This is a genomic window from Pseudomonas sp. NY15372, from assembly GCF_048068215.1.
GTDB lineage: Bacteria > Pseudomonadota > Gammaproteobacteria > Pseudomonadales > Pseudomonadaceae > Aquipseudomonas > Aquipseudomonas guariconensis_A.
Window position 1 is genome coordinate 158,597 of record NZ_JBLUPY010000003.1, and the last position, 26,282, is coordinate 184,878.

At 62.7% G+C, this 26,282-nt stretch carries 25 protein-coding genes, 1 tRNA gene and 1 pseudogene; 15 read left to right on the top strand and 12 right to left on the bottom strand.

The window, feature by feature from the left end:
* The first annotated feature begins 116 nt into the window (after positions 1-116).
* The 14 genes from ACNFG0_RS03930 to ACNFG0_RS03995 all read left to right on the top strand — a co-directional run bounded on the left by ACNFG0_RS03930 (position 117) and on the right by ACNFG0_RS03995 (position 9,365).
* Positions 117-890, top strand: coding sequence for an ABC transporter ATP-binding protein (locus ACNFG0_RS03930; RefSeq protein ID WP_196143925.1), 774 nt, complete (start codon positions 117-119; stop codon positions 888-890).
* An 11-nt stretch (positions 891-901) separates the two neighbouring features.
* A complete protein-coding gene (locus tag ACNFG0_RS03935; RefSeq protein WP_084856418.1) occupies positions 902-1,654 on the top strand; it encodes an ABC transporter substrate-binding protein in 753 nt (250 codons plus the stop codon).
* 55 nt (positions 1,655-1,709) lie between these two features.
* Complete coding sequence (locus ACNFG0_RS03940; protein WP_196154482.1) at positions 1,710-2,402, top strand: ABC transporter permease; 693 nt, start codon at positions 1,710-1,712, stop codon at positions 2,400-2,402.
* Positions 2,402-3,091 (top strand): ABC transporter permease, encoded by a 690-nt coding sequence (locus ACNFG0_RS03945; protein WP_196143922.1) that lies wholly within the window; start codon positions 2,402-2,404, stop codon positions 3,089-3,091. Before ACNFG0_RS03940 ends, ACNFG0_RS03945 begins: the two co-directional genes overlap by 1 nt.
* Before the next feature lie 147 nt (positions 3,092-3,238).
* Positions 3,239-4,474: a methyltransferase gene (locus ACNFG0_RS03950; RefSeq protein WP_416764042.1), complete on the top strand. Its 1,236-nt coding sequence runs from the start codon at positions 3,239-3,241 to the stop codon at positions 4,472-4,474.
* Between the two features lie 379 nt (positions 4,475-4,853).
* Positions 4,854-5,435 (top strand): hypothetical protein, encoded by a 582-nt coding sequence (locus ACNFG0_RS03955; RefSeq protein ID WP_196143920.1) that lies wholly within the window; start codon positions 4,854-4,856, stop codon positions 5,433-5,435.
* A gap of 9 nt (positions 5,436-5,444) precedes the next feature.
* Positions 5,445-5,651 (top strand): helix-turn-helix domain-containing protein, encoded by a 207-nt coding sequence (locus ACNFG0_RS03960; protein WP_043211003.1) that lies wholly within the window; start codon positions 5,445-5,447, stop codon positions 5,649-5,651.
* Between the two features lie 18 nt (positions 5,652-5,669).
* Positions 5,670-6,050, top strand: a complete 381-nt coding sequence (locus tag ACNFG0_RS03965) for a hypothetical protein (RefSeq protein ID WP_196154483.1) — start codon at positions 5,670-5,672, stop codon at positions 6,048-6,050.
* Positions 6,051-6,072: 22 nt separating this feature from the next.
* Complete coding sequence (locus tag ACNFG0_RS03970; RefSeq protein WP_416764043.1) at positions 6,073-6,327, top strand: hypothetical protein; 255 nt, start codon at positions 6,073-6,075, stop codon at positions 6,325-6,327.
* An 87-nt stretch (positions 6,328-6,414) separates the two neighbouring features.
* Positions 6,415-6,490: transfer RNA gene (locus tag ACNFG0_RS03975), tRNA-Thr, on the top strand.
* Positions 6,491-6,713: 223 nt separating this feature from the next.
* Positions 6,714-6,950, top strand: a complete 237-nt coding sequence (locus ACNFG0_RS03980; protein WP_416764044.1) for a colicin E3/pyocin S6 family cytotoxin — start codon at positions 6,714-6,716, stop codon at positions 6,948-6,950.
* A gap of 9 nt (positions 6,951-6,959) precedes the next feature.
* Complete coding sequence (locus ACNFG0_RS03985) at positions 6,960-7,271, top strand: hypothetical protein (protein ID WP_416764045.1); 312 nt, start codon at positions 6,960-6,962, stop codon at positions 7,269-7,271.
* Positions 7,272-7,288: 17 nt separating this feature from the next.
* Complete coding sequence (locus ACNFG0_RS03990) at positions 7,289-8,197, top strand: ImmA/IrrE family metallo-endopeptidase (RefSeq protein WP_416764046.1); 909 nt, start codon at positions 7,289-7,291, stop codon at positions 8,195-8,197.
* Positions 8,198-8,927: 730 nt separating this feature from the next.
* Complete coding sequence (locus tag ACNFG0_RS03995) at positions 8,928-9,365, top strand: acetyltransferase (protein WP_416764047.1); 438 nt, start codon at positions 8,928-8,930, stop codon at positions 9,363-9,365.
* A 54-nt stretch (positions 9,366-9,419) separates the two neighbouring features.
* Here ACNFG0_RS03995 and ACNFG0_RS04000 read toward each other — a convergent pair.
* Positions 9,420-9,584: pseudogene (locus ACNFG0_RS04000) on the bottom strand (transposase domain-containing protein); the annotation flags it as partial.
* 177 nt (positions 9,585-9,761) lie between these two features.
* Here ACNFG0_RS04000 and ACNFG0_RS04005 point away from each other — a divergent pair.
* Positions 9,762-10,904 (top strand): ankyrin repeat domain-containing protein, encoded by a 1,143-nt coding sequence (locus tag ACNFG0_RS04005; protein WP_416764048.1) that lies wholly within the window; start codon positions 9,762-9,764, stop codon positions 10,902-10,904.
* 87 nt (positions 10,905-10,991) lie between these two features.
* Here ACNFG0_RS04005 and ACNFG0_RS04010 read toward each other — a convergent pair whose 3' ends face one another.
* The 11 genes from ACNFG0_RS04010 to ACNFG0_RS04060 all read right to left on the bottom strand — a co-directional run bounded on the left by ACNFG0_RS04010 (position 10,992) and on the right by ACNFG0_RS04060 (position 26,281).
* Entirely contained in the window at positions 10,992-11,432 is a 441-nt protein-coding gene (locus ACNFG0_RS04010; RefSeq protein WP_416764049.1) for a hypothetical protein, read from the bottom strand.
* Positions 11,429-12,334 (bottom strand): NAD synthetase, encoded by a 906-nt coding sequence (locus ACNFG0_RS04015; protein WP_416764050.1) that lies wholly within the window; start codon positions 12,332-12,334, stop codon positions 11,429-11,431. Before ACNFG0_RS04015 ends, ACNFG0_RS04010 begins: the two co-directional genes overlap by 4 nt.
* A 73-nt stretch (positions 12,335-12,407) precedes the next feature.
* Entirely contained in the window at positions 12,408-13,316 is a 909-nt protein-coding gene (gene tagQ / locus ACNFG0_RS04020; RefSeq protein ID WP_196143909.1) for a type VI secretion system-associated lipoprotein TagQ, read from the bottom strand.
* A 77-nt stretch (positions 13,317-13,393) separates the two neighbouring features.
* Positions 13,394-15,178, bottom strand: a complete 1,785-nt coding sequence (locus ACNFG0_RS04025) for a formylglycine-generating enzyme family protein (RefSeq protein WP_196143908.1) — start codon at positions 15,176-15,178, stop codon at positions 13,394-13,396.
* On the bottom strand, positions 15,171-16,373 hold the full coding sequence (locus ACNFG0_RS04030) for an FtsX-like permease family protein (RefSeq protein ID WP_416764090.1): 1,203 nt from the start codon (positions 16,371-16,373) through the stop codon (positions 15,171-15,173). The genes ACNFG0_RS04025 and ACNFG0_RS04030 overlap by 8 nt, the downstream gene beginning before the upstream one ends.
* Positions 16,373-17,089: an ABC transporter ATP-binding protein gene (locus ACNFG0_RS04035; protein WP_230381023.1), complete on the bottom strand. Its 717-nt coding sequence runs from the start codon at positions 17,087-17,089 to the stop codon at positions 16,373-16,375. Before ACNFG0_RS04035 ends, ACNFG0_RS04030 begins: the two co-directional genes overlap by 1 nt.
* Positions 17,089-20,076 (bottom strand): protein kinase domain-containing protein, encoded by a 2,988-nt coding sequence (locus ACNFG0_RS04040; RefSeq protein WP_416764051.1) that lies wholly within the window; start codon positions 20,074-20,076, stop codon positions 17,089-17,091. The genes ACNFG0_RS04035 and ACNFG0_RS04040 overlap by 1 nt, the downstream gene beginning before the upstream one ends.
* A 7-nt stretch (positions 20,077-20,083) precedes the next feature.
* Complete coding sequence (locus ACNFG0_RS04045; RefSeq protein ID WP_196143905.1) at positions 20,084-20,803, bottom strand: PP2C family protein-serine/threonine phosphatase; 720 nt, start codon at positions 20,801-20,803, stop codon at positions 20,084-20,086.
* A complete protein-coding gene (tagF, locus tag ACNFG0_RS04050; protein WP_416764052.1) occupies positions 20,803-21,462 on the bottom strand; it encodes a type VI secretion system-associated protein TagF in 660 nt (219 codons plus the stop codon). Before tagF ends, ACNFG0_RS04045 begins: the two co-directional genes overlap by 1 nt.
* Positions 21,459-24,965, bottom strand: coding sequence for a type VI secretion system membrane subunit TssM (gene tssM, locus ACNFG0_RS04055; protein ID WP_416764053.1), 3,507 nt, complete (start codon positions 24,963-24,965; stop codon positions 21,459-21,461). The genes tagF and tssM overlap by 4 nt, the downstream gene beginning before the upstream one ends.
* On the bottom strand, positions 24,962-26,281 hold the full coding sequence (locus tag ACNFG0_RS04060) for a DotU family type VI secretion system protein (RefSeq protein ID WP_196143902.1): 1,320 nt from the start codon (positions 26,279-26,281) through the stop codon (positions 24,962-24,964). The genes tssM and ACNFG0_RS04060 overlap by 4 nt, the downstream gene beginning before the upstream one ends.
* Position 26,282: the final 1 nt, after the last annotated feature.

A 26,282-nucleotide genomic window follows, 5' to 3' on the forward strand; every position in this document is an offset into this window, starting at 1 on the left:
AGTGACCCGAGCCGCCTGCGACCTGGTTGGCCGCCGTTGCGCCGCTATGCTAGCTTGGCGCTCGCCAGGAAGGCCGCCAACAGCTGGGAACGCACCCGAACATATGAGGACCGCACATGGCCCAGGCCACGCCCGCGCTGGAAATCCGCAACCTGCATAAACGCTACGGCGAGCAGGAGATTCTCAAGGGCATTTCTCTGACCGCTCGCGACGGCGACGTGATCTCGATCCTGGGGTCGTCCGGTTCCGGCAAGTCCACCCTGCTGCGCTGCATCAACCTGCTGGAGAACCCACACCAGGGCCAGATCCTCGTGGCCGGCGAAGAGCTCAAGCTCAAGTCGACCAAGAACGGCGACCTGATCGCCGCCGACAATCGCCAGATCAACCGCCTGCGCAGCGAGATCGGCTTCGTCTTCCAGAATTTCAACCTGTGGCCGCACATGTCGATCCTCGACAACATCATCGAGGCCCCACGCCGCGTGCTTGGCCAGAGCAAGGCCGAGGCCATCGAGGCAGCCGAGGCGCTGCTGGCCAAGGTCGGCATCCATGACAAGCGCCACAGCTACCCCGCCCAGCTTTCCGGTGGCCAGCAACAACGCGCCGCCATCGCCCGGACCCTGGCCATGAAGCCCAAGGTCATCCTGTTCGACGAGCCGACCTCGGCGCTCGATCCGGAAATGGTCCAAGAAGTGCTTAACGTCATCCGCGCCTTGGCCGAAGAAGGCCGTACCATGCTGCTGGTGACGCACGAGATGAACTTTGCCCGCCAGGTGTCCAGTGAAGTCGTGTTCCTGCACCAGGGCCTGGTCGAAGAGCAGGGATCGCCGCAGCAGGTGTTCGAGAACCCGACCTCGGCGCGTTGCAAGCAATTCATGTCCAGCCACCGCTAACGGAGCAACACATGCAGACCTACAAGAAATTCCTCCTGGCCGCTGCCGCCACGCTGGTCGTCTCGGCCAACGCCATGGCCGCGGAAAAACTGCGCATGGGTATCGAAGCGGCCTACCCGCCGTTCAACAACAAGGACGCCAGCGGTAACGTGGTCGGCTTCGACAAGGACATCGGCGACGCTCTGTGCGCCAAGATGAAGGTCGAGTGCTCGGTCGTGACCTCCGACTGGGACGGCATCATCCCGGCCCTGAACGCCAAGAAGTTCGACTTCCTGGTGTCCTCGCTGTCGATCACCGACGAGCGCAAGCAGGCCGTGGACTTCACCGACCCCTACTACTCCAACAAGCTGCAGTTCATCGCCCCGAAGAACGTAGACTTCAAGACCGACAAGGCCTCGCTCAAGGGCAAGGTGATCGGCACCCAGCGCGCCACCCTGGCCGGCACCTGGCTTGAAGACAACTACGGCGACGACGTCGAGATCAAGCTGTACGACACTCAGGAAAACGCCTACCTCGACCTGGTCTCCGGCCGCATCGACGGCATCCTGGCCGACAAGTACGTGCAGTACGAATGGCTCAAGAGCAAGGACGGCCAGAACTTCGAGTTCAAGGGCGAGCCCGTGGTCGACAGCGACAAGATCGGCATCGCCGTGCGCAAGGGTGACCCGCTGCGCGAGAAGCTGAACACCGCCCTGAAAGAAATCAAAGCCGACGGTACGTACAAGAAGATCAACGACAAGTACTTCCCGTTCAGCATCGAATGATACGCCCCGACCGGTGCCGCCCTGCGCGGCGCCGGTCCTTTGAACGCACCTACCCATGAATATCGACCTGCACGGATTCGGTCCGGCCCTGGCGGCTGGCACCCTGATGACCGTAAAACTGGCGCTTTGCGCCCTGCTGCTGGGGCTGGTCCTGGGCCTGCTCGGCGCCCTGGCCAAGACGTCCCCGGTCAAGCCGCTGCAATGGCTTGGCAGCACCTATTCGACCTTGGTTCGCGGCGTACCCGAGCTGCTCTGGGTCCTGCTCATCTATTTCGGCACCGTCGGGCTGATGAACAGCCTCGGCGAAGCCCTGAACCTGCCTGGCCTGGAGCTCAGCGCCTTTTCCGCGGGCGTGATCGCCCTCGGGCTGTGCTTCGGCGCCTACGCCACGGAAGTGTTCCGCGGCGCCATCCTGGCCATCCCCAAGGGGCACCGTGAGGCCGGCCTGGCCCTGGGCCTGTCCAGGGGCCGCATCCTGTCGCGGATCATCCTGCCGCAGATGTGGCGCGTCGCCCTGCCCGGCCTGGGCAACCTGTTCATGATCCTGATGAAGGACACCGCGCTGGTATCGGTGATCGGCCTGGAAGAGATCATGCGCCACGCGCAGATCGGCGTGACCGTAACCAAGGAGCCGTTCACCTTCTACATGGTCGCCGCCTGCATCTATCTGTGCCTGACCATCGTGGCCATGACCGGCATGCACTTCCTGGAAAAACGCGCCGCTCGCGGCTTCGTGAGGGCCGAATAATGAACTGGGAAGTCATCATCAAATGGCTGCCACGCCTAGCCCAGGGCGCCACGCTCACGCTGGAGCTGGTGGCCATTGCCGTGATCGCCGGCCTGATCCTGGCCATCCCGCTGGGTATCGCCCGTTCCTCGCGGCACTGGTACGTACGCGCCCTGCCCTTCGGTTACATCTTCTTCTTCCGCGGCACCCCGCTGCTGGTGCAGCTATTCCTGGTGTACTACGGCCTGGCGCAGTTCGACCTGGTGCGCAGCAGTTCGCTGTGGCCGTACCTGCGCGATCCGTTCTGGTGCACCGTGCTGACCATGACCCTGCACACGGCTGCCTACATCGCCGAGATCCTGCGCGGCGCGCTGCAGGCCATTCCCAAAGGCGAGATCGAGGCCGCGCGGGCGCTGGGCATGTCGCGGGGCAAGACGCTGTTCTACATCATGCTGCCGCGTGCCGCACGCATCGGCCTGCCGGCCTACAGCAACGAAGTGATCCTGATGCTCAAGGCCAGCGCCCTGGCCAGTACCGTCACCTTGCTGGAACTGACCGGCATGGCGCGGACCATCATTGCCCGTACCTACCTGCCGGTGGAGATCTTCTTCGCTGCCGGGGTGTTCTACCTGGTCATCTCCTTCGTGCTGGTCCAGGGCTTCAAGGTGCTGGAACGCTGGTTGCGCGTGGACGCCTGCCAAGGGCGATGAAAATTGTGTGGGGCTTGTCCCGCGATCAGGCCGCCCCTACCATGCGCCCTTGATCGCGGAGCAAGTCGGACCGCCGCACCGCCGCTCCCACAACCTTGACGAAGGGCCGCACAGCGGCCCTTTTTCGATTTGCGCTCCGGTGCTCCCATGAACACACCTCCCTTCCTGCAAGCCGACCAACTCCTCGAACGCTTCCGCGCCTTGGACAGCTTCCTGGTCGAGCATCAGCACCTCTGGCACCCACGCCCCTTCACCCAGCTGCGCCTGGGTTGGGAAGCCGAGTACCCCGAACTCTCCACCTGGCTTCGCCAACGCTCCCTGGCCGACGCCGAGGCCTTCCAGCACCACCCCGAACAGCTCCCGGCGCCCGCTCCGTTCCCACAGCTCGCCGAGCAGGCCAGGCAATTGGCCGCCGTAGGCGAGCTGCCCGATGCCGGCCTGCCTCCAGCCGGGCATCGCCTGGACGTGCACGTGCCTGGCCGCAAGTGGCAGCAGATCGAAGCCTTCAGCCGTCGTCTGACATTCCGTGAGCGAACCCACCAGTGGTTGGACTGGTGCTCCGGTAAAGGCCACCTGGGCCGCCGCCTGCTTCAGCCAGGGCAACACCTGACCTGCCTGGAATACGACGCCACGCTGGTCGCCGCCGGCCAAGCGTTGAGCGACCATCACCAGTTGCCGGCCACCCATGTGCAACAGGACGTGCTGGCCGAAGGCAGCGCCGACCAGCTGCAAGCACACCAGAGCGTGGTCGCCCTGCATGCCTGCGGCGACTTGCATGTGCGCCTCTTGCAGCTCGCCAGCGAGAAAGGCTGCCGCCAGCTGGCCGTGGCCCCGTGCTGCTACAACCGCATCCATGGCGAGCACTACCAGCCGTTATCCACAGCCGCCCAGGCCTCGAAACTGCGGCTGGACGTGGCCGACCTAGGCCTGCCCTTGAACGAAGCCGTTACCTCGAGCCTGCGCGTACGACGCCAACGGGACACCTCCATGGCCCGGCGTCTGGGCTTCGACCTGCTGCAGCGCGAGCAGCGCCAGTGCGATGAATACTTGTCGACACCTTCGCTTCCAACCGCCTGGCTGGAAAAGCCATTCGAAGGCTACTGCCGCGACCTGGCCGAACTCAGGGGCGTGCACATCAATGGCGAGCCGAACTGGGCAGCACTGGAGGCTGCCGGCTGGCAACGCCTGGCCGAAGTGCGCAACCTGGAACTGGTGCGCAACCTGTTCCGCCGACCGCTGGAATTGTGGCTGGTGCTCGACCGCGCCCTGCTGCTCCAGGACCACGGCTATTCGGTGCGCCTCGGTACCTTCTGCGACTATCCCCTGACGCCCCGCAATCTCTTGCTGCTGGCCGAACGCGACGAGCCCTCCCAGCCCGCTTGAAACCTGTGGATAACTCTGTGAACAAGCTTGTGATGAAAATCACGAAATCTTGGATCCAAAGGCTATTTCAGGCGTTTCCCTTATTCCACCAAACGAACCAAAACCAGTAAAAACAGGCCTTTGCGCAAAGACCGACGGTCCGCACCGGTGGCATGCCTTTCGCTGGCGCGTGGCATTGTGCTTGTGCATAAAGGTTCCAGCATCAGCGTGAACCAAGGCTTTGCAGCCTCTCTCAGCGAAAGCGTGCCCATCACAGGAGCGCGCAAGCCAGCCCCTTGCGGCAAAACGCCGCGATATCAAATTAGCAGCAACAAATTATTGTGCTGCGATAATTTTTCACGAATAATCTGCCCCGTTCATCACTGTACGGAGGCATCCCATGAACAACAGCAGATCCGTGGCCTATGCCCGCTCACGCTTGCGCACCATCGGCGCATTCGCCGCTTTCCTGGCCTGGACCACTGCCGCGGTGGAATTGTTCGGCACGCCGCTGCTCTGGGTATTCGACTATCCCGATACCGTCACCGCCTACCTGCAAACCCACGGCATCAACATGCCCCTGCTGCTGGAAGACGGCTACCAACCCTCGCAATTGGCCATGGGCCTGGTGCTGGCCCTGGCGATGATTCCCGCCGCGCTGTCGGCATTCGCCCTGCTTCTGACCGGCCTGTTCTTCCTGCGCCTGTCCAAGGGCCACACCTGGAGCCCGGCGAACATCAAGATGCTCTGGTGGGTCGGCCTGATCTGCATCGGTACACCGCTGCTGTGGCCGGTGATCGATACCTTGCAGGGCCTGGCCCTGGCCATCGACCTGCCGGCCGGGGAGCGCACATTCGTGGTGTCTATCGGTGTATCATCCGAGGCTGTCTACGAGATCATGAAAGGCATTCTGCTGTGCGCCTTCTCGCTGGTCATGCGTGACGCCAAGATCATCAGCGATGAACACAACTGTTATGTCTAGCCGCCCCCTATGCCGATAATCATCCGCCTCGACGTCGTCATGGCCAGGAACAAGATCCGTTCCAAGGACCTGGCGGAAATCATCGGCATAACGGAAGCGAACCTGTCACTGCTGAAGAACGGCAAGATCAAGGGTTTCAAGATCGAAACCCTGGAGAAGCTGTGCCGCGCGCTGAACTGCCAACCCGGCGACCTGCTGGAGTTCAGCGAAGAATGATCAAGGACCGTTACACCCGTGGACACCCCAGAACAACGCCTCGCCGCCTTGGTGCTGGCGGCCCTGCTGCTCGGCGGCTGCGGCCCCTCCTATACCTATAGGTACTCGCCACCGCCCAGCGCCCATGGCATCAATTGCATCAACAGCTGCCAGACGGAACGCAACCACTGCAAGCAGATGGTTCGCCTGGAGGAAAACAGCCAACGCGCCCTGTACCAGGCCGAGCTGCGCAGCTACCAGTATTGCCAGGACAGCAAAACCAAGAAGGACGCACGTCACAAATGCCACTACCCAAGCTACCCGTACTCGAGCGGCGCGAGCTACAGTTGCGACCGCGACTACGACAGCTGTTACCTGGCCTGCGGCGGCACCATCCAGCGCATCCTGAACACAGACTGACCCACCTACGGACTTTGCCCACGTGACCCAAGCCAAGCCCCTTGCCCTGCTCAGCCTCGCCCTTGCCCTGGCCCTGGCCGGCTGCGCCAACGACACCTATTCGCCCAAGACCTCGTCGCTGGGCTGGGAAACCCCCGGCATGCAACTGGGCGGCGACCGCGGCCTGCCCCTGCGCGTCGACACCCCGTGCCGCAAGCGCGGTTGCGACAACGACAAGCTATTCTTCAACCCCGCCACCCCCGAACCGAGCGTCAACAGCATCCACCGCGGCTGGTAGGAAAATTCTCCTTTCCTGTGGGCAACGTAAGCTATTGGAAGGAATAGGTTTACAGCCGCCAACCGATCGCTATAATGACGCCCCATTGCCGGTATAGCTCAGCTGGTAGAGCAACTGACTTGTAATCAGTAGGTCCCGGGTTCGATTCCTGGTGCCGGCACCATTCAAGGTTCCATAGAAAGCTTTCAAAATCTCTGGAACCCCCGAAAAACCCGCCTTCTGGCGGGTTTTTTCGTTTTAGAGTCGCCCATTCCTACCTGCTACAGCTGGATACGAATTCGATCACTTAACTGCTATGTGAACGGCTACGTGCACGAAACGGATGCGTTAGAATTTGGCTTCTCAGTGGCAGAGATGCCGACCAAACGTCTGTTAAGGAATGCTGGATGGGCGGCAAACCCCGGCCCACTCCCTCCATCGTCAGCGGATTGCCCGTTGCGTTCGTCGAGGGGGGCCGCAAGTACTATTTTGACACCGTGGCACAACGATATTATTCATGGGACTCGCTACACGGCGAATTCGAGGTCTTCGACCGACGTGGCTATCATTTAGGTTCGGTCTGTCCCATTCATGGTATTGCGCTAAAGCCCCCGGTCCGCGGGCGACGGATCAAACCGAACTGAGAGGTTCACATGAGTTTTGTCGAGCAGTGCCTGGAAGGCAGCGTGCTGGAAGAAGAAATCGACCAGTTTGTCGAGGCCTGGCATGAAGGTCGTGAAGGCGCAGACATGGAATTGCACGAGTACCTCGGCATGACCTGGGAGGAATACCAGTTATGGGCTACCACTCCATCAGTGCTGCCATTCGTGCTGACCGCGCGAAAACGTGGCACTACTCTGGAGCAGGAACTGGCACAAGACCGGTTCGCCATGGCTGCGCGAGCCAGTTCGGTGGGGGAAGCAGCCAAGGTCGAAGCCTGGCTGCGTAGCATTGGTAGGATTTGATGCTACCAGTAGAGAAGATGGCTCGCCGTGTACTAGCCCTTCGCAACCTGCTTCCTCCTTTCGATCTGGATGCGTTGGCTGCTCACTATGGCGAGCTGGAGTATCTAAACCTTCCCTACGGGGTCGACGGCATCACCATAGGCATTGGTAGTACCACACGACCTCGCATACTCGTTAACGCCGCAGCGCCCATTTCCCGCCGAAAGTTCACACTGGCCCATGAGCTTGGCCACATCGTGATCCCATGGCACACGGGCACGATTGTTTCCCACCTCAATCCTCAGCAGGCTGATGCTGCCTATCTGCAGATGGAAGGTGAAGCCAATCGCTTCGCCGCAGAACTGCTGATGCCGTCAGACTGGTTAGCCCAACAATTTGATAGCGCCGATACCATCGAGGGATACTTCAGAACGGTCCAAAAGGCCGCTGGTACCTCCCGCGAGGCCACCTTCTACAAACTATTCCGGGCGTTGGACTACCCAATCATATGCATCCAAGTTGACAACGATGCACGCGTGATCAGTGGTCAACGCTCTGCCACAGCCCCGCAGCTACCGGTCAAGGGCTCCGTCACACAGCCTGGGATGTTTGGCGCAGATTGCCAATATGAAACCTTCGAAATCGAGGGATCGCGCTATGTGAGCTGGACCTTCACAGGGCGAGATATCGAAGAGCTCGACCCGAGGCCATGGCGAGCGATTTATAGCGAAATCCTTGATGACACGGGGATGCAAGCCAATTTGCAAAGCATCAATGCAATCCTTGCCAGCGCTTGCCACAAAAATCGTCAGCGAACAGAGCAGGATACATGCGGCGCAGTTTTTCGAGCGTTCACTAATTACGAACGGTATGCGGATGTCGTCAATCATCCGCTATTCGAGCAGTACGTTATCAAACGGGTCAGAGAATTGAAGCAACGTACCTGACACGACGTACTCCGCAGCCCTGTTGTCCCTATCCGCTTGGCCAAAATTTGCGCCAGCCTGCGCCCGTCTGTTTCTCCTTGAAAGAGACGGGTACCTTTCACTGCTGCAGCCCTGATCGTACATAGCTTTGCAGCGATTCCCCTCGTGACAATTGGCGTGATAAACCTCGATGTCTCCAGCAACAGCCATGCAGAGGATAGTGCCCCAGACCAGGGAATGGATTGCACTGACTGACAGTCAGGCATGCCCCGGTCATCGCAGTGCTGCGTTCACCCGGCTCAGGATCTCGCGGCACTGGTCTCGTCAGCCAATGCAGCCTCCACCCGCCCACCAGTAAAGGTGCTCAGGAGGCCAGATCATGAGGTGCGCTTGCTCCCGGACGTAAGGAGCCGCCAGTCCCGCGTTAGAGGCCTTGATCCCTGATAACACTCGTAAGCGTCCGGGTAAGTCACCGTAAGCTCCTGACATCATCCGGTTCTAGCGTCCCGCGTGAGATCCCTACCGGTCCGGCCATCATCTGTCAGGTATGCTTCCACCATTCCCTTCCGTAATTTTTTATTGACACCCCCAAAGCCTCTCAGTATCGTCCTTGCTCCCTCCTTTCCGGCTACCTCTGTCGTGAACCGCCCAGGCGTTAACTCGCGAAGCGGTCATACAAGTTGCCGACACTTATACGGTCGCTATCTACTAGCGCGCCTCATTTCCGATATCAAGTGTAAAGGATGATTCTATGATCATTCGTCAGGCTACTAACGCCGACCATCCGCAACTGCTCAACATTTGGCTGCGCTCCGTTCGCGCCACACATGACTTCCTGCAAGAATCCGATATCGAGGCATTGCTTCCTCAGCTCCGCGATATTTACCTACCCGCTGTTGAATTATGGGTTGCGGTAGATGCCGAGGACTGCCCGCTAGGGTTCATCGGGCTCAATGAAAACCACGTAGAGATGCTCTTCATCGAACCAGATCTGCGAGGGAAAGGGATTGGCCGCGCACTGCTGGATCATGCCCGCAGTTCGCGCAGTCAGATGAGTGTTGATGTGAATGAACAGAATCCTGAAGCGGTAGGGTTCTATTTACATTACGGGTTTGTTCAAACAGGTCGTTCTCCGCTGGATGGCGAGGGCCGCCCCTTCCCCTTGTTGCACCTGAGTCTGCCCGGCTAGGGCTGTAATCGTGAATCGCTCCTAAGCTTCTGCTTCGGGGCGATTCATTATTCATCAGGCCGGCATCCATTGATTGGGTAGCAATTGCCCGATATCACTGGCTCGCTGCGTCGGTAGCCGGGTCAGCACATCTCTGAGATAGGCATACGGATCATGCCCATTCATACGCGCCGATTGGATCAGGCTCATGATTGCAGCCGCCCGTTTACCACTGCGCAGCAGATCAACACCACCCCGCACAACTTCACCTGGCAACGAATGGTGGTCGAATCCATACTGTCGCCGCCGCCAAGGAAGCACTCACTCGTTTGAACGAGGTGAAACACCTCGGTCTGAGAGAAGTCGAACGCGTGCTTGCAGAGCTCGCCAGGATTTCACACAGGAACTAGTCGGCCGATGAACGATTCACAAGCCCGTTATGCAGCGCACGAAGCACTGCTCAACCAACTCTACAAATCCGTGGAAGCAGGGGCGCTCGAGGATGTCCGCCAGGTCGCCGATGCTCATCCCGAACTGCTGTCGCTGACACGCTTCGGCAACCCCGACGCCGAAGGTTTGCTGCACATAGCCGCTCGCTTTGGCCAGGATGCAGTATGCGCCTTGCTAATCGAGCGAGGTCTGGAACTGGACTGTCCAGCCCGTCGACATGGGCGCGCAATCCCTCTGGAGCTCGCTGCCGGCGGTGGTCATGCCAGCACCTGCCAGTATCTGCTCGATGTCGGTGCCCAGGTAGAAGGGCAACCCGACAGCATTTGTGGGCCGCTGCTGGCTGCAACGATTGCAGGTCACCCTGCAATCGTCGAACTGCTGCTGCGCCACGGTGCTGCCGTCAACCGGCTGCATCGCGTAAGCAACTACAGCGCTGTGGATGCCGCCATTGCCTGGAAACATGAGCAAGTCGCCGGGCTGCTGCGGGCCCATGGCGGCAAGAGCATCCATGACATCCGCAACGACGAAGTGCCCGAAGGTGGTAACTCAATCCTCAACTTCGTGCACGACACTGTCGGTCGCGTCCTGCCACAGGTTTTCAGCCCAACCGCCGAAGACCCTCGCGCCAGCCTGCACATCAGCCTTGTAGACGGCAAGAACGATTTCAAGTTGCTGTTCACGGTCGGCCTGTTCCAGGCTACGCCAATGACGGAATTGTTCATCTGCCTTCCCGGCGACTGGGCACTACCTCACGTCGATGGAGAGCCGAACGATCCGTGGCGCTTCCCGGTACGGGTACTGTCACGTTTATCCCACCGGACCTTCGGGCAAGGGCCGTTGCTCGAGGGGGCATTGATCCTGCGTGAAGACGACGCGTTCTCCGATCTGCCATGGCCGGCACAGGTAGATGCATTGCTGGTGGTAGACAAATCCTGGAGTCCAAGCGACAGCGATGACGCTATTCCAGAGAGCGAGAAGGTCCACTTGTTGACCCTGGCACCGGTGAAGTTCACTCGCAAAGGCGCTCCAACGGGTGAGGCGCTGGTAACGCTCGTCGAACGCAAGCGCAAAGCCAGCTGGAAAGCCCTGACTCTGAGCGCTCCGGATTGAAACAGCGTACTGAATCAATTGCGGCCGGCGAAGGCTGACGTGTGCGTTGATGGAGGAGACCAGTGCGCCTCCCACGCCCCTCCTGCTTTACCGCCGAGCCTTCCCCTCACGCGACGCTTTTCGCAGCTGGCGATACTCAGCCAATCGCTCACGCATCTCCCGATAGCGTCGGCTGTTGAGCAACAAAAGAGTCAACAGCGCCGCCAACAGGCTGCTGCTGTAGATAAACATGTTCGGTCGATACCCATAGGCAGGAAGCGTGATCGCCAGGCAGCCAATGCACAAGCCGGCCACCAGCCACGCTCCCCAAGCACGCCCACGTACCACGGCACCATGGCCCAGCATGAAGACCGCCAGGGTGGCGAACAGGCTCCAGGGGAACACGCCATCCTTCGAGCAGTGTCGGCAATACGTGCTCCATACCAGCGCAAAGGTCCAGGCAACGGCGATGATGGAGGAGAAGTACGCCCCGATGAACACCCCGAAGTAGCGAGCGAGAAAGCGCTTCAACTCTGGATTCATCATCATTCCGAAAACTCCTCATACAGCCCGACCGCGAGGCCTTGCACTTTTCCACTGCTGCTGAGGCCAATGAACCCGCCGACAGAGTCTTGGATCAAGGTCCTTGTCGCATGGCTGATCTCTGTGGGTGTGTAGCGCTTGACCAGCTCCCCGGACCTCTGGCGCAGCTTCAATTGTTTGGCGGTCAGGGCTGGGTGCTTGATCGACAACAGTTCCTTCGTCAGCGCCTTGCGTTGTTGTCGGCTCAGCGAGCGTGTCAGCTCAAGCCAACTGCTGCCCGTTGCTGCCTTGCGCACTTGCAGAAACCGCACGGTGGTCAAACCAGATGCGCCCACCCCCATCAACGCTACGGTGTCGAGCAAAGGCATTGCAGCCTGATACCAGCCCTGCTGGTCCATTTCATCATTGAGTGACGGGTCGGTAGCTTCGAAGGCCGTTCGCACCAGCCCGATGCCACATTGAGCGGTGCTGGCGGTGGCGGCAGCATAGCCTACCGCCGTCAATGCCAGGCTGGCACCTCCGGAGAAAGGCACCGCTACGGTACCACTGAACATCACGATCCAGCCCAATACGGCGCCCGCGCAGGACAATGTGGTATTCACGGCCTCTTTGACCACCCGGGCTTCCCGAGGGTTGGTCTGCAACTGCTTCATGAATTGCTCAGGCGAGGTATAACGCGGTGCCTCGCGCAGGATCACGCGCTTAGGCGCGACACTGCAAATCGGCTGGAACTCGCGCAGCACGATAACGTTGTAATCGGCATCGATGTACACGACGCCGGCACCGACGATGCCGGGGTCGGCGTCGATGGCCTTGAAGAGCTTTTGCTGGTTGACCATGCCCTGGACACGCTGCCGGGCCACGAATTGCGAGGCGCTGCCCAAGGGTTTGGGCAAGAGGTCTGTCATGGGGTAGTGTCCTTACTCATATACGGATGACGCTGTGTCGCGATAGGGGCGCTAGGCGCCCCCCGCTTCAACCTCACACGTTCGGGCAAGGTACCGGCGCCCAGTCACCCATGTCTGGGTTGCGGCACATATTGTTGACCTGGTCTACACCGGCCTTGGCCACTTGTTGGGCCTCGGTCTTCTTGGTGGTGGCATTCTGCAGAGTCTTCTCGGTGCTCACGGCTTCCTTCGGTACCGCCGGCAGCTTCCGCGACTTGGTCTTGGAGCCGGAGGTCTTCGCGGTCTCGGCCTGCGCCACTACGGTCACGTCCGAACGTGGTACGCCGACCTGCTTGAGATCCTGCTCGTAGGCCTGGGTGTAGTTGTCCAGGTTCTCTCCCAGACGACCGTTGACCGCAGTGATCAGGTTGTTCGATTCCTGCAGGCCCGAGACGATCTCGGCCAGGCGCTTGCGCCCTTCGGTGTCGTTGATGCGACCCGCCTTGCGACCGTCCAACAGGTTGGCGAACTCACGCTGGTAGCAGCTTTGCGAGGCTTTGGCGTAGGCCGTGGTGCGGTCCATGTCCGCCGCGCTCTTGTCGATATCGGTGGCGTAGGAGGCGATGCGCTGCTTGTCGTCGCTGATCTGCTTCTGGCGCTCGGTGTAGTAGCCCGCAGCACCACCCACCAGGGCACCGCCAGCGGCGCCGATGGCAGCGTTGCGACCGCGGTTGTCACCATCGACCAACGCACCGGTCAGGGCGCCGCCGACTGCGCCGAGCAGTGCGCCGGTGGCCACCGAGCGGGTCATGTTGGAGTCGGTGGCACGCAGGTGCTGCACGGGCTCGTAGCAGCTAGGGTAGTACTCAACCTTGGTGCTGGCGCCGATCCTGGAGACTGGCGAGCTGGCGCATCCGGTCAGCAGAACGCTGCTGAAGCCTGCGGCCAGCAACAGAGCGGTGCGGGTGTGGGAGGTGGAGATCAGCTTGCGTGTGAAAAGCATGGTCAGGTTCTCTCTTGGTTTGAACACGCCCGGGCAGCGTCATGCCAGCCCGGGATTCCTTTCTTGGTTCAGGTACTTCAGGGTCTCGGCGCTGCCGATGCGAGCAGCTCCTTGAGGATCGTCGCCGGGTCGGCTCGCCGGTTCTGGCGATACTCCCCGACGTGGCGGACGAACAAGGTGGCGCGGGTCACCAGGCTCTTGCCCAGGACCGGTTTGCGATTGAGCTCTTCCTTCACGCGCTGGAACTGCGCCTGGATCACCGCATCGGTGTAGCGCGTCCCGCTGGCCAGGTTGTCGATGTAGATCGCCACGGCGCCGTCCAGGGCGCTGCGGCCGTTGGCGATGGCAGCCGCAAACAGGCGCGCGCTGGCCTGGTCGCCCGAGGTCTGGGCCTGGCGCTGGGTTTTCTGCAGATTGGTCAGGCGAATGTTGTAGTTATTGATGGTCTCGGCCACCAGGGCTGCGGACTGGATCAGGTTCCCGGCCGCTTCCTCACGTTGCCGGGCAATCAGCGAGACATTGCGCTTGAGCTCTTCGTTGACCAAGCCCAGCTCGGCTTGCAGGCGCGGGTCGGCTGAAGTCGCGATAATGCCGTCCAGGCGCTTGGTGGGATCCTGGGCGTCGTCGATGGCGTCGGTCAGGCTGGCCAGGCGGCCCTCCTTCTGCCACTGCTCGAACAATTCCTGATAACGCGAGCGTGGCGCCGACAGGGCACCGATGGCCACCCGGAACCCCGTGGTCTCGTTGCGCTGCTCGGTGCCATCGGCGCCAAACAGGGGGTACTCTCGGCGCATGCCGGTGAACAGCGTGCCTTCGCCTTCGAGGTAGTTACCACCCTTGACCACGAAACCGCCGTAAGCGCCTTGGCGCCGGCCGGCATGAACCAGCTGGAACGACTCCTGGACCATTTCCGCGGCGTTGCCGATCACATCGAACAGCCCCAGCGGGTTCGGTTGGCGGGTACCGATCGGCATCAGCCGCGCAGCCTGCCCGGTGCCCCCGGCGACCTGATTGAACACCGCCCAATCGGCCAGGGGCCCTTCGCTGTCGCTGCCCTGGACCTTACGCGGGAACAACCGTCCTTCCAGTTCCTGGCGACTGACGAGCGAACCGCCACGGGCAGCGAACTCCCACTCCACTTCGGTAGGCAGACGCACGAAACCGACCCCTCCCTCCTCGGGCTTGCTGCCGCGGCCACTTACCGGTAGCAGGTCGCGGTGATGCTTCATCAGCCAGGCGCTGTAGACCGCGGCGAAACGCTCCGCTTCGAAACGCGACAGCTTGACCTTGGGCAGGCGGCCCGACGCTTCGGTCACTGGCTCACAGGCAGTGGCCGCCTGACCGCTGGCCAACGATTGGGCTTGGGCCATGACCTGTTTGTACTGGCGCTCGGTAACCTCGTACTTGCCGATGAAATACATCATCGGCTTGAGCGGGCTGCCCGCCTCGATCACGGGCAGGCTTGGCCCAACCAGCTTCTGCCAGGATGGCGCCAGGTCCGCCTGGCTGAACTGGCCATTGATGAAGTCACGCCGGTAACCGGAGATGAACGACTGCTTGTAGCCGGCCTCGCCCTCACTGAACGGATAGCCCAAACTGACCTCGCGATCATCCAGGCTGCCTTGGGCCAGCACATAGACATGGCGGAACACCATCTCACCGCCACAGGGCAGCGGCAGGCTGACGTCATCGCTCAAAGGCTTGGGGTTGTCCAACTTGCTGGTGGAAACGGGCGCAGCCTTGTTGCCGGCCTCGGCTGGGGCCTTGGTCTTGGCTTTGTCATCGTCCTCGGCCTGTGCGCAAGCGACCAGCGTCAGGGCGGCAACGACCAGGGCGGCGGCCCGTAGACGACATTCAGACATCACGGATTCCTTCACAGGTTTCGATCCGCGCCGCTCGCCAGCCACCCAGGATGGCAGCGACGGAGCTCGCCAAGAGGACGGCCAACAGCGCGATCAGATAGTGCATGGGCAGCAGGTGACTGGCGTATTCGCCTGGCCCCTGCGTGAAAAGACGGTTCAAGCCGTGTTCGGCCAGTAGGTACAGCAACGCCGCCAGGCCGGCTGCCAAAACACCGCTGTACAAAGCCTGGAGCACCACGAACGCCAGCAGCGCGGCGGTGCCGAAGCCCAGCAGGCGCAACACTGCCAGCTCGCGCCGCTTGCGCTCCACCGCAGCCAGCGCGCCAGCGGCAGTGGCAGCGACCGCACCGGCGATGGCCAGGGCAGCGATGATCCAGAACACCAGGTCCAGGTTGCGGCTCAAGGATTGCACTTGGGCGATCTGCGCGGCCTGGGTCGACACCAGCAACTTACGTTCGGCGAACAGCCGGCGCAGCGGCTCGACATCCGTGAGCGTCCGGGCATACAGGCGAAACGCCGGGTACACCCGCAGGGCCGGGTCACCCGCGGCCTCCCCGTGCCAGCCCAGGGCCGGCACGGCGCGGCCATCGCGATAGTCTTCGGCGGCCATCAACAAAGCCAGCGGGGCGAACAGACCATCCCGCTCGAACGCCGCCAATGGCAATACGGCTACCACCCGCACGGAGGCCTGGCGCCTCTGCAGCTCGCCTGCCTGCTGACGACCGAAGCTGGCCACCAGGGTATCGCCCGTCTTCACGCCCAGTTTTTCCGCGGCGGTGAAGCTGAGCACCACCTCCTGCAAGCCGGTCGGCTGCACTACGCCTTGCAGCAATGGATCGCCATCGGCAGTGGGCAGCATTTCAACCGTCACTAAACGCCCCTTGGCTGGTGACAACAATTCGGCGGTAGCGGCGATCTGGCGAGGGCGTGGGATCGCGAACGCCACATCCGCTCGGTTGGCCAGGGCGGTGACAAAAGCCGTATCGAAGCGCCCACCGCCCATGGGAATGATCTCGCGCACACCGGGGTCGCGCTGCAAACGCTCGGTGAGGCTGCCGACCAGGCCGAACTTGAGGCCGAACAGCACCAGCAATGGCGCGATCACCGCCACCAGCGCCAGCACACCGCAGGCCGACAGCCGCGCATCGTTGCGGTAGTCCTGCCAGGCCAACCCGGCGATCAGCAAGGGGCGTATCATGCCGACCGCTCCAGGGTCGCGGTGACGCCGCCGTCTGCATCGCGGCGACAAGCCATGCGCAAAACGACCAGGCCCGCGTTGCGCACCAAGGCCTCGTCATGGCTGGCAACGACGCAGGTGACGCGGTGCGCCTGGGCCTGGCGCAACAGCAGGTGCATGACGCGCTCGGCATTGACCGGGTCCAATGCCGCCGTGGGCTCGTCGGCCAACAACAGAGCCGGCCCGTGGGCCAGCGCACGGGCACAACTGACCCGCTGACGCTGGCCGAGCGACAACGCCGCCGGACGCTTGCCCAGTTGTTCATGGATATCCAGCGCCGTGGCCAGGCGCTCGACGCTACCGTCGTCGTCCAGGCCCAGCAAACGACGCGGCAGGCTGATGTTGCCACGCACGCTCAAGAAACCGAGCAGGCCGCCAGCCTGCAACACATAGCCCAGGTGTCGACTGCGCAGGGTTGCCAGGCGGTCGAGGCGACGCTGGCGCCAGAGCCCGGCAATGTCCTGGTCGCTTCCTTCGACGCCCAGGCTGAAGCATTCGGCTTTATCCGGCGCCAACACCAGGCCCAGCAGGTCGAGCAACGTGCTCTTGCCACAACCACTGGGGCCGACCAGGGCCAAGCACTCGCCCATCGCCACCTGCAGCCGCTCGATCTCCAGGCTGTAACGCTGGGCCCCCTGCCCGCGCGTCTTGTGCACTCCCTGCAGATGGATCATCACGGCAGGGTCGACAGCGGGACACGGTACAGAGCATCGCCCGGCTCGGCATTACCGAAGCGCACCCAGTTGGCCATGTCGTTGTGGAAGGTTTCGTACAAGCGGATCTTCGACTCCAACTCGTCGATGAAGTCCTCCTGCTCGGCGACGGAGAGCGACAGCCACAGGTCCTGGGTCATGCCCAGGGATTTGCTGCGGTACGGCAGACCGTCCAGGTACTCGCCCAGCACACCGCTCTGAGCCAGGTTGGCGCCCTTGCGCAGGGCAGCCGGATCACGGCTCATGTAGGCACTGGCGCTGGCGATCTCATTGAAGAAATCGCCTGGCGAACTGCGGGACTTGCGTGCGGCATCGACGATCAACTTGAGCGATTGCTGCAGGTCGTTGAGCTGCAGCTTGGTCAGCATCACGCATACCTGCAGCGTCGGCAACGCCGGGTTGGTCAGGTCGCGATCGGCTGTCCAGGCGCTTACCACCCGAGGTGCCTGGCTGGCGCTGCGACGTCCGAGGAAGTCCATATGCATGGCGTATCCGATGGCCTGCGACTTGGCCGCCAAGGTCGAAGCCGAGGTCAGTAACGGCGCAGGCTGCGGCTGCTTGTTGCGGACCTGATGGACCAACTCGGCGAACGTCGAGCCGATCTCCTTCACGCGCTCGCCGAACAGCGTCACGTCACCGCCCGGCACCGAGACGTAAAGGTCGCCGATACGTGGGTTGCTGTCGGCGGTGAGCACCCGGTACTGCTGCTCGGCCGAGCCATGGTTCTTCACCCCGGCTGGCGTGCGCAAGTGCAGGGCATAGATCTTGATCTGCTTGCTCAGGGCCGCCTGGCGGACCTCCGCTTCGTTCATCTGGGTGCTGCTGTACGGGTCGCTCTTGCGCAGCGCCCCTGCGTCGCTGACCAACAAGATCAGACGGCCACCATAGCCCGACCAATCCATGCCCTCGACAGCCTGCATGACGCCGGCAAAGGCGTCTTCGTTGAAGGAGTGGCTGGACACCGTAGTGGCCTTGACCTGCGACGCCGCCTTGAGAAAGCGTACCGGGTCACGGCCTTCCTCCAGCGTCACCAGGGTACGGCTCAGGTAATCCAGCCCTGGGGTGCGCCTGGTATTGTTGCGGAACCCCACCAAGCCAAAGCTGACGTTATCCAGCTCGCCCCGCGCGGCTAACTGCTGCTGCAGTTCGCTGACCACCTGGCGTACGCGGTCGATATAGGGCTGCATGGATACCGAAGTATCCACCACCAGGACCACGGCAGTGCGAAACCCCTTGTCATCAGCTGTCGCCACACCTGCCGCGTCGGGCGCTGCGGCGCTGCCACCCGGGTCGATCGAGGCGATGTTGAGCAATTGCACCGGTTGCCCTTCGGCGTCGAAGCTTTCACGGTAATCGAAGATCGGCATCAGGTAGAACTGCGTCTGAGGCACGGCACTGTCGGTCGGTTCCAGAGCCATCACCTGAGGCACCTGGTCCGGTGCGGTCTGCGCTTTGAGCAGTTCAGCGCGGGCCAGGCGGCTGTCGTCGAGCAACTGCTGCACATCCTCGGGCTGGCGCATGAACATCACGGGCGAACGTCCAGAGCGCTCGGTGAACTTGAGCACCAGGCTCTGCTTCCAGTCACTGGCCTGGCTGGCCTGTAACCAGCCGTCGCGCTGACCGTCACTGGCGGCCCCGACCTGCAACCAGGTCTGCCCCTGCGCATCCTTGCGCTGGTAGACGTACAGCACGCTGAAGGCCGGCAGGCTGTCGTGCGCCTTACCGCCGGGCGCATCGAACAGACGTGCACCTGGTTTGCTGAGTACACGCTGGAACAAGGTCTTCTTGCCGGGCATCAGCAAGGGGCGTTGATCATCGACGGCTACAGCCGCAGGGGTGCCAGCCTGGGTGGCGTCCGACACAGGCTGCTGCGCCACCGGGGCATCAGGCACGGGGGCGTCACCACCGTGTAGCCACCAGTAACCCGCGCCGCCCAGGCCAACGGCTGCCGCGATAGCCACCGCGAGCAAGGCCACGGCGGGTTTCTTTTTCGATGGGGCGACAACCGGCGCAGGGGATGGCGTCGGCTGTCGATGCGAAGGTGGCGTTTGCGGGATCTCGATGGAAACCGGGGTCAGCCCTCCGAGGTCACGTCCACCCTTGTCGGCCATGGGGCCAGGCGAAAGCGGGCGAACCAACGTACTGTCGGCATCCTGTGCCGGCAGACGATCGAGGGCGGCGAGCAGCGCCGCAGCATCGGCAAAACGCTCGCCAGGGTCCTTGGCCAGCAGCCCGCGCAGGATATCCTGATAGCGGCCATGTTCGATGGGCAGCTCCGGCAATGGCTCGGTGAGGTGGGCCAAGGCCGTGGACAGCGCATCGTTACCACTGTAGGGCAGCTTGCCGACAAGAATCTCGTAGAGCACCACACCAAGCGCGTAAAGGTCGGCACGGCCATCGATCTCCAGGCCACGGGCTTGCTCCGGGCTCATGTAGCTGGGCGTACCCACGGCAAAACCAGCCTGCGTGAACTGGGTGCGGTCATCCAATGACTTGGCGATGCCGAAGTCCGAAAGCACTGCGGTGCCATCGGCGCGGAACAGGATGTTGGCAGGCTTGACGTCGCGGTGCACCAAGCCTTGGGCATGGGCATAGCCCAGCGCCTGGGCGATCTGGCGGACGTACAGCAGCCCTTGCTCCGGTGCCAGGCCGGCGGCGATGCGCTCCTTGAGCGTGCCGCTGGGCAAGTACTCCATGGCCATGTAGTACAACTCGCCGACATTGCCGATGTCGTGGATGGTAGCGATGTGCGGGTGCGACAGACGAGCCAGGGTGCGCCCTTCACGCAGGAACCGCTCGCAAAAGGTAGGGTCGGCAGCCAGGCTCGCAGCCATCACCTTGAGTGCTACCTTGCGCTCCAGGGAACGCTGGGTCGCCAGGTACACACTGGCCATGGCGCCCTGGCCAAGCTCGCTATCGATATCGAATCCTGGGATGTGCATGTCCATGATGTCTTCAGCTCACCTTCACGACCACGGCGGTGATGTTGTCTGGAGCGCCCCGGGTCAGGCCGAGATGCACCAGGCTGCGTACCACCTGGTAGGGATCGGCGTGGCCGAGCACATCGGCGATCTCGTGATCCTCGGCGGTCTTGTTCAGCCCATCGCTGCACAACAGGTAGGTATCGCCGCGCTGCACGTGCAACGTGACAGCCTGCAACTCGAGTTGGTCTTGAACACCGATGGCGCGGGTGACGATGTTGCCTCGCGGATGCACGCGGGCCTCGGCCTCGCTGAGCAGGCCGCTGTCCTGCAGTTCCTGGACATAGCTATGGTCGTGGGACAGGCGCTCGATACGCCCTTCGCGCAAGCGGTACAGGCGGCTGTCGCCGGCCCATAGCCCAATGGCCTGCTGGTCCCGTGCGGCCAGCACCACTACGGTGCTGCCCATCATCGCCACACCGCGCCGCGTGGTCTCGTCACGGACTGCCCGGTTGACCCGATCAAGGGTATCGCGCACCACCTGAACGCATTGCTCCAGCGCCTCGACCTGTCGTATCTGTCTCAGGCTGTCGACCGCCAGGCTGCTGACATAGTCGCCGGCCGCATGCCCACCCATACCGTCAGCCACTGCCCACAAGCCATCGGCCGTCAGTTCCAGGCAGGCGTCTTCGTTGATCTTGCGCACCATGCCGACATGGCTGTAACTGGCCGCGGTGTAATGCATGGCGGTCATCAAGAGTATGCCTCGCTACCCAGGAGAAACCCGGCGAAATCCTCACTGCGGGGAAGCCCCACACAGCGCATCAGTCCGGGAGCGATACGTTCCGAACCCCTGCCCCACCACAAACTCATGCCTTCGCAGGCACATTCGGCCAGGGCCAAGGCACGCCCTTGCGGCGTAGTCGCATCCAACCGCTGCAGGCCGCCGACCGTCAGCCGGGCCGGCGCAGCCTGCGGGAGTGGCCAGGCGTCGCGAAACGGCTGCAAAGCCGCTTCGAAGTCCTCAAGCACTGCACCTGGCTCAAGCGTCGCCAATAATGCTGCCTCCACCTGCTCGAACCACTCCTCGCCTCCGGCCACTGCCGTCGCCAACGGCTGGCCAGGCTCCAGCACCTGCGCCACCGTCAATGGAAAATACCGCCCGACCCGGTCGATGCTCGGCATCAGCACCCCGACTGCCGCTTGCGGTCCACATAGCCCTGGCGCCAACGCAAAGCGCCACAACGGGCTGACCAGGTAGGCATCGAGCCAACTGTCGCCCAAATGCTGCTGGCTGGACTGGAGCCCCGCCGCCAGCCATTGGTCCCAGGGCTGGATGAAACTCTGCGGCAAGGCGCGACTGACGAAGTCACCGCGGCTTGCCAGCTTTCCGTAGAACCCCACGTCGTTCACAGATGCTCCGGCAGGCTGAAACCGCTGACCACTCGGCTGCGGAACGGGTTGAAGGCGCTGCTGGCACGCAGCTCGTAGGAGACACTCACACCGTCCACACGCAGGCGCAGGCTGAAGCGCTCGGGTGTGCTCCCGGCCACCAGGTCGGACTGGTCGAGCAAGCGGAACCAGGCCCATGGCCCTTCGAGCGTCAGCCCGGAACGACCGGTAGGCGATGGCGGTGAAATCGACAGGCGTACCACACCGATGCTGTTCGGGTTCGGCCACTGCAAGGCCACCGGGCGGCTCGGACCATGGTCGTAGCTGACCTGTTGGCCATCCAGGTCGAGCAGGAACTGGGTAATGGATGCATCCATCGCCACCGGCTTGAGCTCGAAGCGTACGCCGGGTTGCAAGCCGCTGGTGTTGCGGAAGAATGCATCACGGATGGTCGCCGCACGCTGGAAGGTGTACAGCACGTTGGCATTGATCCCCAGCTTCTGCGCCGCACCCGGCTGCCAGCTCCAAGGCGTGCTGGACATGTTGACGTATGGCTGCAGGTACTTGCGGAAGTAGTTGTCCATCACCCCGCCAACGCCGAAGAACTGACCGAAATCTTCCAGGGTGGCGTCCCGCGTACTACCAGCGACCATCGGGTAGCGACCACTGAGCGACTGGCGGTAGACCTTGACGACCTCACTGGTCCAGGCTGCATTGAGCTGGTTGCGTACGCCACCCATGACGATATTGTTGGTCGAGCCGACCACCGAACCCACCAGCCCCTGCACCACTTTGGGCTGGCGTGCGGCAGCGAGCGATACACGCTGAGCGGCGGCCTGGACCTGGTTCTTTGCCTCTCCCAGCAACGAATCGCCGCTGGCGCCCACCATGGCGCTCACCTGCACGTAGAGGGCGTTGAGGTCGGTAAGCAAGCCATCGATGGCGGCCGGCTGGTCCTCGCCGGTCTCCACCAGCGCGGCGAGTTCGGCGAAGTGCGCCGTTACCGGGTCGACCTCGCGAGCCGCCAGGCTGTCGCTGCTCGGTGGCGCATCGCCAAGCAGACCGTCGAGGCGCTGGCGCAACTGGTCGACGCCAGCCTGCTCAACCTTGCCCTGGACTTTGTCGAGGGTAGTGGGCTGCTGCAGGTTGGTTTCCTTCGCCACCGCCTGGAGCAGTTTCTTCATCGGAGAAGTCGCCCCAGACAGTACGCGCAACACATCGGCGGCCTGGCCGACGCTGGTGATCGGCACGAAATCAAGGTCGGCCAGCAGCGCATCCCAATTACGGATGTAGTCCTGGTAATACAGTTGCAGGACGTCATCGGCCAAGCGCTTGGCATCCCCCGACTCACCCGGTTCGCGACCGAGCACCCAGCGCTCTTCGGCCAAGGTCGCGCTGTGAGCGACGCTGGCGGCGAGGAAGGCCTTACGGTAACCCTCGACAGTGAAGATACCCGGCAGCGGGTCGTTCAACGGTTTGCCGCTCTTGAGCCGGAACACCAATGCCGCATCACGGCCAGCCCCATCGCTGATACGGAAATCGTCGACCCCGGCCGGCAACTTCTGGCGCTTGACCCGATCGTAGACACGCTGGGCCACCGGCAGCTGCTGCAACTGGCGGCGGGTGTCGTCTATCAGGCGCTGGTCGAGGCGCGCGTTGGGCGGGCGCTTTTCGAACAGTGCCGCCAGGTGTTGCTCCAGTGACTGGCGCAGGTCCGGGGCCATGTCGCGCGGCAGGTGACGCTCCCAGTCGAGGGAGATCCAGGCGGTAATGAAGTCCGGGTCGTAGTGTTCGCCATCGGCCAACATCAGGTACGCCTTCAGCCCTTCGTAGAGGTAATCGGAAGGACCGCCCGCATACAGTTGCTCTTCGATGCGGGTAACCAGCCGCGGAGCGAAAATGGCGATCAGCAGCTTGCGATACACACTGCTCGCCTCACCTTCGAGCATATCGCCCTGGTACAACCCCAGGCCCTCGGCCCAACCAGGCGGGTCGTCGGTCAGGCGGCGTACGGCATTGAGCAGCGGCAGTACATCGACCACGTTGCGCTGGGCCGGGCTCAGCTCCTGCACACTCCTGCCCAAAGGCTTGAGGCGGCTGTCGACTTCGGCGATGTACTGCTGGTTGGCCCGGTAGCTCAGCGTCCATAGCGTGCCGACCACCAGCACCAGGGCTACGCTCAGGGCCAGAGCGCCACGGGTGATCCATTTGCGCCGCTTTTCGACTTTCGGATTGTTGCCCACCAGCCCCCGCTCGACGAAGGCCACGGCGCTGAACAGTTTCTCGATGAAGTAGCTACGACCGGTGCCGTTCTGCCGTGCCAGGTGCGCACGGTCCAGGCCCATGCTCTGGGCCATGCTGCCGATCAATCGGTCGATCGGGCTGCCTTCCTGGGTACCGCTGGTGAAGTACACACCTCGCAGCAGCGCGCGCTCTTCGAAGGCATTGGGTCTGAAAACGCCATCGAGGAAGGTCTCGAGGTTACCGCGCAACGCGGCGAACTGCTGGACGAAGCCGTAGACCAGATCTCGTCGCGCCGGGTCGCGCTCTTGCTGCAGACGCTCGACCAGACGCTGGTTGAGGCGTTGTTCGAGCAGGCCGAACTCGTTGATGAACTGTGCCAGCGGGCCGTCGCCCTGCTGCCCATCATCCAACGGGAAGGTCATGCCCCACACCTGCGCGCGCTCTTCCTTGCTCAGGTTGTCGAAGAACTCCATGAAACCCGGCACCAGGTCGAGCTTGGTCAGCATCAGATAGATCGGAAAACGTACGCCCAGGTGGGTGTACAGCTCTTGTATCCGTGTGCGGATCGCCACCGCATGGGCAGCACGCTCGGCATCGCTGCCCAGCAGCAGGTCCGAAAGGCTGATGGCGATGAACGCGCCGTCGATCGGGCGGCGCGGGCGTTGGGTCTTGAGCAGGTCGAGAAAGCCCAGCCAGGCCGACTTGTCGACCTGTGCGTGGCTGTCTTGGGTGGTGTAGCGTCCGGCCGTATCGAGCAACACGGCCTGGTCGGTGAACCACCAATCGCAGTTACGCGTACCACCAACCCCGCGTACGGCGCCCTCGCCCATCTGCGCGGCAAGCGGGAAATGCAGGCCTGAGTTGACCAGCGCGGTGGTCTTTCCCGAGCCGGGCGGGCCGATGATCACATACCAAGGCAACTCGTACAGGTTGCGCCGCTCATCTCCGCCCAGACGTGCCTTCTTCAGCAACACCAGGGCTTCGTCCATGCGCTTGCGCAGGGTTTCCAACTCTTCGGCGGTGGCCACGCTGGCAGGGTCCGGCGCGGTTTCGACAGCCAGGCCTTCCATCACTTTGGCCGCCTGCCGGCGAGCCTGGACGATGCGCCATACCCTATAGGCAGCCCATGCCACGAACAACAGGATGATCAGCGCCCAACGCGTTGCGGCGGGTGCCAGAACGTCAAGCAACGGGCCAACGAACCAGATGATCAGGCCCAGGGCGATCAGGCCCAGCAGCGGGATCACCCAGCGAATGACAAAATTGAAAAACGCCTTCACTCGACGCCCTCCGCCAGAACGGTGATCTCAACCCGACGATTCTTCGCCCGGCCCTGCGCGCTGTCGTTCGACGCCAGCGGCTCTGTGTCGCTCAGCCCCTGCGCAGTGAAGCGCTCGGGTTGACCGGTGCGAGCGGCGAGGATGCCCTTGACCTCTTCGGCGCGAGCCTGTGACAGCGCCCAGTTGGAAGGGAAGCGAAGGGTGGCTATGCGCTGATTGTCGCTGTGGCCCGTGACCTTCACGTTGCCCTTCACCTTTGCCACGGCCTCGGCGATGCGCAACATCAGCGGCTGGAAGTCGCTCTTGATGCTGGCGCTGGCAGAGGCGAACAGTTCATCGCCGCGGATGGTCACCACCGAGCGGTCCACTGCATCCTCGACGGCGACCCGACCAGCCCTGATGTCCTCGGCCAGAAAGCGCGCCAGGCGCGGTCGCTCAACCGGCTTTGGTTGCACGACTGGCCGGTCCATGGCCTGCACCGGAATCTCCCCCAAGGCATGGATGCCGCGAAAGACCGGCTCGGCATCGGCAGCCAGCTTCAGGCGCAAGCCGAACAACACCAGCAGCAGGAGCGCCAGCGCCACCGCCAGGCCGACCCAAGGCGGTACAAACTGCGCCAGCCGGTCACGGGCCACGGTGACTCCGCGCCAATGCGGCGACAGCTCACGCTCGATATCGCCCCGCGCACTGCGAATGGTCGCGGCTGTGCGTTCGCGCAGCGCATCGAGCTGGGCGCGACCACCGTTCATGACCCGGTAGCGGCCTTCGAAACCGAGGCTGATGCACAGGTACAGCAGCTCCAGCAGGTTCAGCCGTTCACGCGGGCTCTGCAGGCAATGTTCCATGAGCTGGAACACCTTCTCGCCGCCCCACGCTTCGTTGTGCACAGTGATCAACAGGCTCTGCTTGCCCCAGTCGCTGCTGCTACCCCAGGGGGTGCTGAGCACCGCTTCGTCGAGCGCGGTGCACAATGCGTAGCGGGCCAGCAACACTTCGTTGCGTGGCACGCCACCGGCTTCGGCACGCTCCTCGAACTGGCGCAGGTAGGCCAAAAGTTGCGCACGCAGGCTGGCCGGAGCCGGATGGGCGATGGTATTGCGCAGGCGAGTGAGCAGCGCGAGCAGCGGGCCGGCCGCCTGTTCCAGCGGATTGAGGCCTTCGCCCTGGCCCGGGGCCAGGGGTTCGGCGGGCACATTCAGCGGCGCGAATGAAGGCTGGAGCGGCTCTTGAGCCGGTGTGCCCTGTTGTGGCCCGCGGCCACCGGGGCGCGGCATGAACTGAGTGCGGTCGTTGGCCAGCGGGTCGTCCGGTTGCATC